We start from the raw sequence: 14038 nt of genomic DNA on the forward strand, positions 1-14038 counted from the left end.
ACAATATTTTTAGATAACCTAACTCATTCTTGGTCTTGCTTAATTACAATATATTTTACATTTATACTAACGCTGACAAAATCAAAAAATACTATTTTATAAGCGTTCGAGCGCAAGTTTCTTAGGGGGTTTAATAAAAAATAGTATTTTTTGCTTGGGTATAAACTAGCAAACATTTTTGTTTGATGTACTCTGTTATATTATTTGCGTGATGAAGCTGAGTAGTTATAAAAAACACAAGGTAATTGACGATGAATCAATTTAGGTTATCTGGATTGACCTAGTGCTTCAACTCTACTGTCTTTGAAAGAAGTATATTGATTGAAGTTTTAAATTGGTTAAAAAATGGAAACTCGTTCTTAACGAAGACTTGGAGATTAAGTATCAAAAGTAATAAGCACATAATTCAAAAAAACTTCAAAGTGAAAAAAATCAAAATACATCCTAAGCTCAAAAGTTTAATAGGTGTACTAAGTGCTAATGTATTTAACAACTTTTCGTCGTTTGCTATAACAATCTTTGCAGCAAGATTACTTGGACCAACTGAATTTGCGAAATTGGCTCTTGCAGTCGCTATCACGGTAAATTTATCTACATTTTTAGATTTTGGTACAAGTATTGCGTTAGTTCGTCTTTATAACGCATCTACAGATATTATTTATAAATCGAATTTAATTAGAGTAATAAATCAATTTAAGTATGGATTACTGATTATAATTTGCCTACTAATTTATCCCGCAACAAAATTAATAATTAATAATTTTCCAATTCTAAAAGGTATGAATTTGCTAATTTATTTAGCAATTATATCAGGAGGACTACATAGTATATGGAAAAGCACAAGGGCTATAGAACAGTCTCAAAAAGACTTCAGAAGTTTTAATATTTATACATGGGTATATGGTTTTTTAAGATTGTTTGTTGTATTATTTTTATTAGTTGTCAATCACATTTCTATTATATCAATTTTTGCAAGTCTCTATTTTTTGCCACTATTAATATTAACTAGCTTTAAAAATATATCAAGCTATATATCTAAAAAATCTAAAAATAAGTATGCCCAAACTAATAAATATCATATTTTAAAATCAATATTAAGTTATGGCTTTTGGGTTGGGATATCTACAATTTGCTTCACTCTTCTTTCTCAAATACCACAGTTTACTTTAGCAACTACTACAGATGCAGATGAAGTAGGAATATACAGTGCGGCTTTAACATTTATTCCTATTTTTATATTAACAAATGATGCTATCCGTACAATTATTTTACCAGATGTATCTGCTATTAACTCATTAGAAGAACGTAAAAGATATAAAAAAATAATACTAGATATAGCACCAATTTTCTTTGGATTGATGTTAGTAATCCTAGTAATTATGTCTTTTACACAGTATTTTATATTAGGCAATAGTTATCAAGCGAGTATTCCAGTCTTTATTATTTTAGGCATAGGAATGGTCATAGTTATGTATCTTGGTTATCTAAATATCCTTGTTCACTCAATAGGTGTACCTCATATAGATGCATTAATTAATATTAGTCGTGCCTTTATACTCTGTATAGCCACTTTTATTTTACCAAAGTCTGCTATTTGGATGGCAGGTGCCTATACAGCAGTTTCAATTTCAGGGGAAATTGTAATCAAAAAGATAATTAATATATATCATCAAAAATATGAGTAAGCTTCGATTTTATCCAAAAACATTTTATTTCAGTCAATTAGCCTGCATTTTTATTTTTATAATAGCAATTTTCACTATAGAGAATCAAAATGCTATTAATTCATTAATTTTAGTTTGTTGCGCTGTATTAATTATCAATTTTATATCTTTTGAAAGCCAAGATGCTCTTAATCCATGTGGATTACTTCCTATTATGTTTACTTTTTATGGTATTGGACCTTTAACTGGAGATGTAGAAATAACTCAAAGGTTTGACCTAGAAGTTTTATATCAATATATTTTTTTACAGGTTATAGGATTAATCGCAATGATAATTGGATTAAACTTTGCTAGTAACTCTAAACATATTAAAAATAACAAAATACTTATTAATGAACTATCTTTATCAAGTTTACAGTTAACAGCTATAGTTTTTTCAGTTTTGTCTTGTGCTTCTGTTGTAACTCAATTATCTGCTTTTGGTGGTTTAGGAGGATTACTCAGAGTTGGATATGGTGGTGAAAGATATCAAGTTTTAGAAAGCTCTTATATTTTGGGTGCAGGATTTGATTGGGTACTAGTATCAGCTATTCTTTTTTGGTTTTATGGGATTAAAAGAAAATCTAAAATCAATCAAGTCTTAGGAGTAACTATTTATATTCTTTGTAGTTGTATTATTTTTTTTATTGGAGGTAGAAGTAGCTTTGTTTACTCCATAATATTTGGCTCTATTTTATATCATTACGGTCATAAAAGAATTTCTAAAAAATATATTAGTTTTGGGCTATTATTAGGTTTATTTATTTCTCAATTTTATGCTATTGGACGCTACTATTTACAATTTGGTGCCATTGATTTTTTTCTGAGTACTTTTGAGCAAGTGTCCCGCGATCCATCTATTCTTTTACCATCTAATATTAGGGAGTTCAAAGATCCCGCTAATTCTATGCTAGAAGTTCTTCAGTTTGGTGGTCCGCCATTACAATATGGTAGTTCGTATTTGTCTGCTTTTGGAAGATTATTTCCATTTCTTGCTCGTCTTTTTACTGATATTGGTTTTGATCCAAATGAATGGCGCATGACAACTTTTTATCCAGATGCATGGGCACGAGGAGAGGGTCGAGGCTTTTCACCAATAACAGAAGGATATATAAATTTTAGTGTTTTTGGTGTATTTTTACATTTATTCGTTTATAGCTGGATACTTGGAAAAATCTATAAAAATATGATGAATTCAAATACTATGGGCTCATTATTATTTTTTGCTGGTAGTTTACCTGTATTTATGCTTGATGGTTTACGTATTCATACGGTGTCGTTTCTTTATAAGTTAAGTCGAGTTTACTTGACTCCCTTAATCATTTTTTACTTTCTACTTTATATTCTTGGAATAATTAAATTTCATAAATAACTGATATAAGGAAACTAATATGCCTGGATTAATTGGAATATCTACAGAAAAAATTAATAGAGAACAACTATCATCTTATATAAAAAAGATGGCACGTAGTATTAATCATTCTTCAAGATTAAAAACTATTGAATGGAATAATAAAGATTCTCACACATATTGTGGTTTAAACAAGCTTATTGATGATAAAGAAAGCAATTTTGAACAATTTTATGATGGTTCTTGGGTTTCTATTTGGGGACCGATATACAATTTACAGCAGATCGCAAAAATAATTGGAATGAGTACATCTGATTATAGAAGTACAAAGCTTTTACACAGAATGATATGTGAAAATAGAAATTTAATTAATCGCCATTATTATGATTTAGATGGGTATTTTGTAGCATCAATATATGATGCTAGAACTAAAGAAATAATTTTGATTGCTGACAAAAACGGTATTCGTAAATTATATTATGGTTATATAAATAATGTATTTGTTTGGTCTTCTGAGCTAAAAGCTTTGAGAGAATCATCATTTATGAGTTTAGAATTTAATCATAATTCTTTAGAAGATTTCTTCAATAATGGCACGGTATTACCAAATAAAACTTACTTCAAAAATGTATTTGATTTACCAAGAAATGCTATTGTTATTTACAATCTAAATTTAAATAAAGTTACGAATAAAATAATACCATTTGGAAATAATATCTACTTAAATTCAGGAATTAATGATATTGACTCAATCAACTTTAGTGAAGCAAAGCAAATTCTGAAAAAATATCTACAAAATTCTGTAGCATCTAGATTGAAAAATATTGAAAACCGTCCTGTCTGGCTTACACTATCCGGTGGGTTAGATTCTCGCTTTCTTCTGCTCGAAGCGATGAAACATGTTCAAATAAAAGGTGCAATAACTTATGGTAAAAAATCGTCTTTAGAAGTAAAAATAGCTTCAAAAATTGCCAAAGAATGTGGTATAAAACATATTGTTATAGAAATAGATTCTAATAACTGGTTAGCATCAAGAGCTAAAGCTATTTGGATGACCGATGGTATGATTGACCTGCTTCATACACACGTCATACACTGTCTTGAATTTATACAAAGAGATGGTGGGATAGTTATAGATGGACTTTTTGGAGATATGATCGCAGGTGGTGGAAAAATTATAGTTAGTGATGAGTTGAGTCAAGAGGATAATTTTTGGGTACGATTAAGACGCTTTACTTCTTTTGGACCTAGTATTGAATTAAGTGCAGTCGAAGTTCGTGAACCTTTTTTCGAGAATCAGCTTTTCTCGTTCTTATTTAGCTTGCCTAGAAATTGGGTGTCAGATAGTCGGATTTATAATGAAGCCCTCTTAGAGTTACATCCTGATTATTTTAAAAAATATCCGTGGCATAAAACTGGCACAAGCATTGATAGTCCACTTGTAATACAAAAATTAGGTAAGAAAAATAATAAGTTGTGGACTAGAATACTTCAGGGAAGTCAATGTATGAGCATTCCAATTTCAAATAAGTACCTAACAATGGATTATGTAAAGTGGCTTCGTAGTGAACCTTTCAATAGTTTAGCTCAGACTTTATTATTAAACTCAAAAGCTTTATGGCGAGAGTTTATAAACCTTGATCGTGAGAAAATATTATTTTCTGGGTATCCATATCCAAAATATATAAAAACATTGACTAGACTATTTACTATGGAAGTTTGGCTTCAACAGTTTGTAAATAATCGAGGTATAGAATCTTTTGATGAATTAAAATAAATTCTAGGACTTAATAACAGTACAAGATTACTACAGTCAGGAACGAGAATACGTTGTTTCAGACTATTTTCAATAACTCCGTGATTAAAGTAATTGCGTAAAAGGTATCGGAAAATTGATGTTTGATGCCTAAAATACATACCTCATATTTTCCTAATCCTGTCAATGCGTAAGTCCTAAATTCTATGTTTATCTTCTGATAGTTATCCTTATAAAAGAACAATCAGTATATGTACAACCAACATAATTTTCCGCGAATAGCAATTTTTTTAAGAGATTTAGAAGGAGGTGGAATACAAAAGACAATTGTTAATTTAATTAATGCAATGGTAGATAAAAATATTATACCGGACTTACTTTTAACTTCTGCCCGTGGTTCCTTTTTAAAGGAAGTATCATCAGAAGTAAGGCTCATTAATCTGAATTCTAAAAAATTATTTTTATCAATACCTAAACTGACAAATTATTTAAAGAAAGAAAAGCCAGATGTATTGTTGTCAGCTAATTTTAATGGAAATATAGCAGCTTTTATTGCACGTCATTTGGCCAGAATACCTACTTCCTTGTTTATGACAGCACATAATACCCTGTCAATAGATAAATATAGTATGCCTTTATATACAAGGATACCGATATTAAGCTTAATGCGATGGACTTATCCTTTTGGAGATATACTTGTTTCTGCTTCAGAAGGAACAGCTCGCGATCTAGAAATAGAATTGGGTCTTAAGAAAGGTTCAGTAAATGTATTGTATAACCCAGTTATAAATGATGAAATTTTTCAGCAAGCAGAAGAACCAAATGAGCATCCTTGGTTTAATCCAGATCAACCACCGGTTTTTTTGACAGTTGGACGGTTAAACAAACAGAAAAATCATAAAAACTTAATTACTGCTTTTGCTGATTTACGTTCTCGTAGAGAAGCTCGACTCATGATACTCGGTGAAGGAGAATTACGAACCGAATTAGAAAGTTTAACTAAAAAACTAGGTATAGAATCTGACGTTTTTATGCCGGGATTTATTGACAATCCCTACAGTTATATGAGTAGGGCTAATGCTTTTGTTTTATCTTCGGATTATGAAGCCTTACCAACAGTTTTAATTGAAGCGATGGCGTGCGGTTGTCCAGTTATCTCAACGAACTGTCCTCATGGACCAGTAGAAATTTTAAAAGAAGGTAAGTATGGATTTTTAGTTCCAGAAAATGACTCAATTGCTCTTGCTAGAGGTATGGAAAAAATGCTAGAACAACCTGTCATATCAAATAATTTACTTATTCAGAGAGCTAAAGATTTTAGTACCGAGAAAATAGTATCTAAATACTTAGAATTGATGAGATTATCTACGCTGAAGTAATAAATAGTTGCGACGTGACAAAAATAGAGACTGAATATGTTAAAAAATGAAGCTATTTGGTTAGCCGCAAAAATTTCTTCTTTAGAAGAAGCAAATATTTTTCCGATCCTTAATGTAGGTAGCTCAACTAAAGAATTTAGAGAAAAAACACAGCCTTGGATAGACAAACACTTATTTAAACCTGCCAGGGAAAAAAGTTTTAATGTTATTCATACGGACCTGAAACAAGATGAAGGAGTTGATATTGCTGGAGACCTCTGTAATACTGAGTTTTTGAAAGAAATTGCTAAGTTAAATATTAAGTCTATTCTATGTTCTAACTTACTTGAACATCTAGATAATCGTGAAGAATTTTGTGAAATAATCAGTTCTATCTTACCTAAAGGAGGCTACTTGTTTGTTACAGTACCTCATCAATATCCATATCATCCCGATCCTATCGATACTATGTTCCGTCCCACCATAGATGAACTTGAGAAGTCATTTTCAACCTTAACAAAGTTATATGGGGAGATTGTTTATAGTAAATATAACGGAACTCGTTTTCCTTTTTTAATATTTGCGGTAGCCTTTACAGTTCGACTAATGTTACCAATTTATAAGCCGCAAACATGGTGGCGTAGTTTAGCAAGATTTACTTGGTTGTTTAAGAGAGTCTCATCAACTTGTCTTGTATTGCAGAAAAGATAAAATAATTAAATTTATGACAGATATTAAACAATTACTCTATATTTCACCTCAATTTCCAGCAGTAAGTTTAGTATTCGAGCAAAATGAAATGTTGGGAATTCAAAATAGTGGTGTAAATATCACAATTGCATCTTGTCGAAATTCATCCTGTACTGAAGCTCATGAGTTTGCAATACCTTTACTTAAACATGTAATTTATCCAAATTATAATAATATATTTTTAGGTTTTGTTTTATTGCTATTCAGGTCACCAATATCTCTTCTTAGAATCCTGACATTCACTTTAATAGCATCAATTAATATACTGGCAATAAAAAAGAATTTAGCAGCTTTATTATTTACTCTTGGATGGTATCCATATTTATTAAATAAAGAGCAAAGTTTTGATTGGATTCATGCTGACTTTGGTAAAGGAACTGCCACAGTAGCTTTAATGTTAAGCGAAGTACTCAAATGTCCTTTTTCATTCAAAGTTCATGCTTTTGATATTTATGATAAGAGTTTAGAATATGTAGATTTTTTAAAAAAAATTAAGATAAAGTGTGCTATTTTAATCTTTTCAGAACATGAGTATGGGAAACAAAAACTTCTAGAAATTTCACCGAAGTGTGAGAAGAAAATCAAGGTTAATTATACAGCTATTCGACCTAATGATTTTCAAGAACTTATTCCAGTATTGACTAGTAAAAAATTTATCGCATTAGGACGCTTAGTTTCTAAAAAAGGCTTCGATGTACTAATTAAAGCATCTGCAATACTAAACAATAGAGGAGAAAATTTTGTTGTTGATATATATGGTTATGGATTAGAAGAACAGAATCTTAAAAAATTGATAAAAATTAATAATCTTCAGGAAATTGTCAATTTAAAAGGAAAATATAAAAATGAACAATTACCTGAAATGCTAAAAGACTGTATAGCTTTGGTCGCTCCAAGCGTAATAGATAAAAATGGTGATATGGATGGTATACCCACAGTTATATATGAAGCAATGGCTTTAGGAAGAGCAATTATTACTTCTAAGCTTTCTGGAATTCCAGAGGTTATTAAAGAAAATATAAATGGTTACTTATGTGAACCAGGAAATATTGAAGAGTTAGCAGAAAAAATGCATTTTTTATTATTGAATCCACATATAAGCCTAAAAATGGGTATTGAAGGACGTAAATTGGTTGAGAAAAATCATGATTATATAACTAATGCTAAATTACTCTTGAATCAAATGAATAATTATGTTTAAGATATTTTTTTAATTAAAGCATATCATAATTAGCAATTCGTGAAGTTCTAATTAAGTAGGAAAATAAAAATACCTAAATACACTAATACATATGGAAGAACAAAAAAATTGGAACTTAAATGAAATAAATACTACTGTAGCAAATATATCATCTGAACTAAAAATCACAACTTATGCTTCCGTAACAGTAGGAATTCCTGCATACAACGAAGCAACTACTATAGAACAAGTAATTAGAAGTTTTTTATTAACTAAATATCCTGACTTAATAGAGATTATCATTGCTGATGGTGGTAGTACTGACAGTACTCAAGATATTGTTAAAAAATTATCTCTAGAAGATTCAAGAGTCAAACTCTTACATAATCCTCTAAAAATTCAATCAGCAGGTCTTAATCTAATTTTGCAGCAATGTAGAGGAGATATTTTTCTTAGGGCTGATGCTCATTGCGAATATGCACCCGATTATATAGAAAGATGTGTAGAAGCTTTAATCGAATCAAAAGCCTCCAGTGTCAGTGGAGCGCAGCGTGCTGTTGCAACTACAGCTTTCCAAGCCGGAGTTGCTCTTGCTTTTAGAAGTTTTTTAGCTAACGGTGGCTCAAAATTAAGAAATCCCAATTATGACGGATACTCAGATACAAACTTTATGGGTTGTTTTTGGAAAAAGGATATACTTCAAGTAGCTTTATACAAACAATCTGAGCAAAATGAAAAATTAAATTTATCGAATATTGAATATTTTGATACTTCACAAGTTACAAATCAGGATGCAGAGTTAAATTTAAGATTAATTGAAAAAAATCCTAAAGCTATTTATATAAGTTCAAAGATAAAAGTCTGTTACCACCCACGCAAGACATGGAAAACTTTATGGAAGCAGTACTTTAAATATGGTAGAGGGCGTTATTTAACTTCTCTTAAACATCCTAAAAAATCCCCTTTAAGGAGCAAAATACCATTCATTGCTCTGTTACTTCTAGTATTTGCTTCTCCTTTTACTTATTTATTCCCTCAAATTAGCTTATTCTTTTACATATTTTTATTCATTTGCTTCTTGATTCCTTTCTTAGAAGGTATCCGCACAACGTTAAAGTATGATTTGGTATTTAATTCAGAAATTTGGCGTAGTTCAGAAAAAGTCCCCTCCATAATAACTCGATGTTTATTCTGTGGAGTCGCTATACTTACAATGCCATTAGCTCACTCTTTTGGATATACTTACCAACTATTTAGACACAAAATTTTACGGGCTCCTAACTGGTAAATAGCTAGCTAACTTGAATTATCCTAAATGTTTAAAACGTTAAGTGAATTTAGCTATGATTTTTGCAGATTTTTTTAATTTTAGTTAGTTGTCTAAAAATATAAGTTTTAAATTAAATACAAATCACATATATGCTTAACGCCTTAACGATAGATGTCGAAGATTACTTTCAGGTTCACGCATTTGAAAAAGTAATTAAACGTTCTAACTGGGATAATTACTCTACCCGCGTAGTCTGTAATACTAATTGCATTCTGAAATTACTTTCAGAGTATAAAGTTCGTGCTACTTTTTTTATGTTGGGCTGGATTGCAGAACGTCACCCTCAACTTGTTGAGCAAATAGCATCTAATGGTCATGAAATTGCTACACATGGCTATCAACATGAACTGATTTACCGCCAAACTCCTAAAGAATTCGCTGATGACTTGAATCGTTCTATTAAAGCTATTCATAATGCTTTGGGTGATTATCAAATTATAGGTTATCGTGCCCCATCCTTTTCCATCACCCGCCAATCCTTATGGGCATTGGATATTCTCCGTGACTATGGTATCAAGTACGACTCAAGTATCTTTCCTCTTACAGCACATGACCGCTATGGTATCAGTGATGCCAAAAGATTTATCCATGAAATCAAGAAAGATTTGTGGGAAATTCCTGTTAGCACATTGCGCTTAAGTAAATACAACTTTCCTGTTGCAGGTGGAGGTTATTTCCGGCTTTTTCCACTACCGATAACTAGTTGGGCTATTCGTAGGCTTAACATAGACAGACATCCAGCCATCATCTATTTGCACCCGTGGGAGTTTGACCCAAAACAACCGCGTATAAGCAATGCTTCATTAATGTCTCGCTTTCGTCACTACGTTAACCTTGATAAAACTGAAAATAGACTAAGGCTTTTACTAAACGAGTTTAAATTTGCTCCAATGAAACAAGTATTTGCTCAAAATTTATCTATATAGAAAGAGAAAACATTAGAAATGCGAATTGCCATAATTACTCAAGAAGATCCTTTTTATTTGCCTCCAGCATTAAATACTCTATGTCAGACACAAAAAGACAATATTGTTGCTCTTATTGTTACGCCTAGTTTTAATGAAAAAATAACTTCTACAGCCAAACGCTTATATCATTTCTATGGAGCTTTTGACTTTAGTCGTTTGCTTGCTTATTATGCATGGGCTAAAGCGCTAAACCATTTAAATTATTGGCGACCTCTGACTCGTCCCTATTCCGCATCTGAGATAGCTCATCGCTATGATATTGATTTATATCAACCCTCTAAAATTAACGCTGCGAATTTTGTGGATACTTTAAAGCACAAAATTCGTCCTGACTTGTTAGTCTCTGTAGCTGCAAGCCAAATTCTTAAAAAATCTGTTCTGGAAGTTCCTCCATTAGGTTGTATTAACCTGCACTCTGCGCCTTTACCGCGTTATCAAGGTATGATGCCGAATTTTTGGACAATGGTGAATAATGAACCGGAGGCTACTGTCACAATTCATTATATGGTAGAAAAATTAGATGCTGGGGATATCATTTTACAGAAATCTGTCCCAATTAATCCTAGTGATTCTCTACATGATTTGATGGTGCGCTCTAAGATTATTGGAGCTAAGGCTTTGCTCGAAGCTATCGATAAAATTGAGGCGGGTACAGTTGATGCTAAACCCCAAGATTCTACTCAAGCCACTTATTTTTCATTTCCTACCCGTAAAGATGCTCATCGTTTAAGGTTTCAAGGTCGCCGTCTGTTGTAGACTGGATTTTCTTTGCAGTATTTAACAAAGGTAATTGAAGGAGAATGTTTAAAATCAGACTTCCTCAAACGTGGATTCAAACTAGCTCCACTTCTACCAATTGTAATCCACAATACACTACGCCCAAAATCCCTCACCACTCTTATCAGAGACTCAGACTCATGTCCATTCGAAGCCACCGCAACTGGAGTAACCACAACCCCCCGACTACCCAAAACAACACTTGCAATAACTCTCGCTCTCCTCATGTGATAATCGGACGTAATCAAATAAATGTGCTGTAAATCAGCATCAACAAAATCATCAACCAAAGTTGTAAAATTAGTCACCGTATCCGTCGCTGTGCCATCCAAATGCAACTGTCTAGAAGGGATTCCAAACTGATTTAGAATCCGCCCCTGTCTATCCAAATACTGGGGAAAATCAGAAACCCAAATGTCCAAATCCTTATGAGACGACCAAAACTCACCAGCAAACTTTGTCCGCTCAAAATTACCCCCTAAAACAAACATAGCTTGAGGTGTTGGTGATTGGTGAAAAGCAACAGCAATCCTCACCGGAATAAACCCAAGCAAAACAACCAGTAAACTTAATCCTAACCACCAGAAAAATCGACGCTGGTAAAAAATATTCTTCATTTAACAACAATTACTCACAGAGGAAAAACCAAAATAATTATGGCAAATTTTTTCAGATAACCCATAGTGCAAGCACGTAGAGTTAAAACTTAATATTTTCGAGGGTTTAGTTAGTCTCAAAACAAACTTAAATCTTTCGGTGTAGAAATAATTAAAATATCCCGAATCCCAGTCAACATCAATACAGATAAAGGATAGTAAATCATCGGCTTGTCGTAAACTGGCATTAATTATTTACTGACAATATGAGTTAAAGGATAAAGTCGGGTACCAGAACCAATATAATCCCCTTCATTTGCTATTCCCGATAGACTTGAGAATCATACAATCCACCCTTAAATATATTTATTTAGAACGCTATCTATTAAATTTGAATGTTTGTGACATCATCCTCAATCCTTTAATATTCTTGAAATATTTTAAGTTTGAGAGAACACAAATAATTGTATTATTGAAAATAATACTTAGTTGTTAATTTTATTTTTTTCTTTAAGATAAATTGTACTTAAATTATTTTGGGTTCACAAGTCATAATAAATACCAAAACTCTTAATAGCAAAACAGAAATTTGAAATAAGTTGGAAATTTAATTAATTTGTATCTAATTTACTTGAAATTCCCCTGTGACTAAATAGCTGATTTAATGTGCGATAAATTTTCATATAAAGATACTTCAGCCTATGCAGACTACCATGACATTTAGCAGTATAGTTGCACTGTTGGGAGCAATGATTATTCTGGCTGCTGTCCCCAGTCCCAGCGTATTTGCTGTGGTAGCGCGCACAATCTCATCTGGATTTACCCATGGCTTTGTTACAGTAGTGGGGATACTAATTGGCGATTTTGTATTTATCATCTTAGCTATTTACGGTTTATCGGCGATCGCTCAGACTCTAGATAGCCTGTTCGTTGTAGTAAAATATCTTGGTAGTGCTTATCTGATCTGGTTGGGAATACAATTATGGAGAGCAAAATCAAAAGTTGTGGAAGTTGAGGGAATTAGAGAATCATCCTGGTTATCCAATTTCCTGAGCGGTCTATTTATCACTTTAGGCGATCAAAAAGCACTTTTATTTTACCTGGGTTTTTTCCCCGCTTTTATTGAGTTAAAAAATGTATCTGTTCTTGATACTTGCATAATTATGGCGATCGCTACTATCGCTGTAGGTGGAGTAAAACTTAGTTACGCATATATGGCTGATAAAGCTAGATTAATCTTTCAAAGTTCCAGAGCAAAGAAAATTATAAATATTATTGCTGGTACTGTAATGATTGGTACTGGTTTTGTGTTGTTAATAAAGACTTAGGAAATGATATCAACCGATAGGCTGTAAAACAAAAATAGTTGTGGATTCTCATATTTTGCGATCGCACGAAGGTATTGGGTAAATTGATCGCGTCCAACTTGGCTACAAGATATAACATTACAGAATATATTCGATAAAATGTCAGGAAAGCGATTGTAACAAATGAGCCAGAAACTCCATTTCCTATTCATAAAGGAATAAAGATAAAATCATCATAATGTCAGAAATAGTTACTCAAATCGAGAGCAAAATTCCCCCAGGGAAAAAATTACCGGATGGTATTCGCAAGCTAGTTGAATTACAAGACCAATGGAACGAATGCATAGTTAGCAACTTTGAAATGTCTTCTGCTGATTTAGTAAATTGGTTTGATGGCGATCGCTATATGGGAAACCAATTTGTACATTTTGCTCAAGAAGCAGATGATTCTAGTTATGCGATGTGGTTCTATCCGGAGTTAAAGACAGTGGAAGCACCGGTAGTATTTCTAAGTGATGAGGCTACTGAATTTGGTGTAATTGCTAATAACTTAACTGATTTTATGTCACTTCTCGCCATCGGATTTGATGAGATTGGTTATGAGTTATCCTCTTTATCCAGTCATGAAGTATTTGTAACCTCAGAAGAAGTGGATATTGAAAAATTAAGGAAATTCCGAAAGTGGCTCAAGTGTGAATTTGATATCGAACCTGCTATAGATCCCTCAAAACTTGTCTTGTTTGCTAAAGCATCCCATCCCAATCTTGCAGATATAATTGTAGCTTGGCAAAAAGAGAAGTACGGTTAGATAATCAACAGACGGGAAAATTTTTTAAATTACTTGCATTTGCTCAATAATACAATCCAGAATAATATGTAGGGCTTGCTGAATAAATACAAAAAGGTGATGGTTAATACATTATCAGACCCAAGGAATATATTCAGATGCAAGAAAACAGTCT

12 protein-coding genes and 1 pseudogene are annotated in these 14038 nt (G+C 32.2%); 11 read left to right on the top strand and 2 right to left on the bottom strand.

The genetic code is table 11. The features are described from left to right. Positions 1 to 422: 422 nt before the first annotated feature. From BC008_RS23600 to BC008_RS23640, 9 genes are all read left to right on the top strand, one after another. Entirely contained in the window at positions 423 to 1685 is a 1263-nt protein-coding gene (locus BC008_RS23600; RefSeq protein ID WP_161938151.1) for a lipopolysaccharide biosynthesis protein, read from the top strand. Beyond that, positions 1678 to 3075, top strand: a complete 1398-nt coding sequence (locus tag BC008_RS23605) for an O-antigen polymerase (RefSeq protein ID WP_027841538.1) — start codon at positions 1678 to 1680, stop codon at positions 3073 to 3075. Before BC008_RS23600 ends, BC008_RS23605 begins: the two co-directional genes overlap by 8 nt. Before the next feature lie 19 nt (positions 3076 to 3094). Beyond that, positions 3095 to 4831, top strand: coding sequence for an asparagine synthase-related protein (locus BC008_RS23610; RefSeq protein WP_027841539.1), 1737 nt, complete (start codon positions 3095 to 3097; stop codon positions 4829 to 4831). A gap of 230 nt (positions 4832 to 5061) precedes the next feature. Next, the gene (locus BC008_RS23615; RefSeq protein WP_027841540.1) at positions 5062 to 6189 is read left to right on the top strand and encodes a glycosyltransferase; all 1128 of its coding nucleotides are present in this window, start codon (positions 5062 to 5064) and stop codon (positions 6187 to 6189) included. 36 nt (positions 6190 to 6225) lie between these two features. Beyond that, the gene (locus BC008_RS23620) at positions 6226 to 6879 is read left to right on the top strand and encodes a methyltransferase domain-containing protein (protein ID WP_027841541.1); all 654 of its coding nucleotides are present in this window, start codon (positions 6226 to 6228) and stop codon (positions 6877 to 6879) included. Positions 6880 to 6892: 13 nt separating this feature from the next. Then, on the top strand, positions 6893 to 8119 hold the full coding sequence (locus BC008_RS23625; protein WP_027841542.1) for a glycosyltransferase: 1227 nt from the start codon (positions 6893 to 6895) through the stop codon (positions 8117 to 8119). A 91-nt stretch (positions 8120 to 8210) separates the two neighbouring features. After that, the gene (locus BC008_RS23630; RefSeq protein WP_082650610.1) at positions 8211 to 9386 is read left to right on the top strand and encodes a glycosyltransferase family 2 protein; all 1176 of its coding nucleotides are present in this window, start codon (positions 8211 to 8213) and stop codon (positions 9384 to 9386) included. A gap of 131 nt (positions 9387 to 9517) precedes the next feature. Further along, a complete protein-coding gene (locus BC008_RS23635) occupies positions 9518 to 10354 on the top strand; it encodes an XrtA system polysaccharide deacetylase (RefSeq protein ID WP_027841544.1) in 837 nt (278 codons plus the stop codon). A gap of 18 nt (positions 10355 to 10372) precedes the next feature. Further along, positions 10373 to 11152: a methionyl-tRNA formyltransferase gene (locus tag BC008_RS23640; protein ID WP_058183917.1), complete on the top strand. Its 780-nt coding sequence runs from the start codon at positions 10373 to 10375 to the stop codon at positions 11150 to 11152. On the opposite strand, the gene BC008_RS23645 is transcribed toward BC008_RS23640, so the two are convergent. Together BC008_RS23645 and BC008_RS51495 are read right to left on the bottom strand one after the other, a co-directional pair. Beyond that, entirely contained in the window at positions 11131 to 11790 is a 660-nt protein-coding gene (locus BC008_RS23645; RefSeq protein ID WP_036264803.1) for a YdcF family protein, read from the bottom strand. The genes BC008_RS23640 and BC008_RS23645 overlap by 22 nt on opposite strands. A gap of 119 nt (positions 11791 to 11909) precedes the next feature. Next, positions 11910 to 12092, bottom strand: a pseudogene (locus BC008_RS51495) (sugar phosphate nucleotidyltransferase); the annotation flags it as partial. 378 nt (positions 12093 to 12470) lie between these two features. Between BC008_RS51495 and BC008_RS23650 the strand changes: the two are divergent. Then, positions 12471 to 13097, top strand: coding sequence for a LysE family translocator (locus tag BC008_RS23650; protein ID WP_027841545.1), 627 nt, complete (start codon positions 12471 to 12473; stop codon positions 13095 to 13097). Between the two features lie 217 nt (positions 13098 to 13314). Continuing rightward, on the top strand, positions 13315 to 13884 hold the full coding sequence (locus BC008_RS23655) for a hypothetical protein (protein WP_027841546.1): 570 nt from the start codon (positions 13315 to 13317) through the stop codon (positions 13882 to 13884). Positions 13885 to 14038 lie beyond the last annotated feature (154 nt).

Source organism: Mastigocoleus testarum BC008 (assembly GCF_001456025.1).
Taxonomy (GTDB): Bacteria; Cyanobacteriota; Cyanobacteriia; order Cyanobacteriales; family Nostocaceae; genus Mastigocoleus; species Mastigocoleus testarum.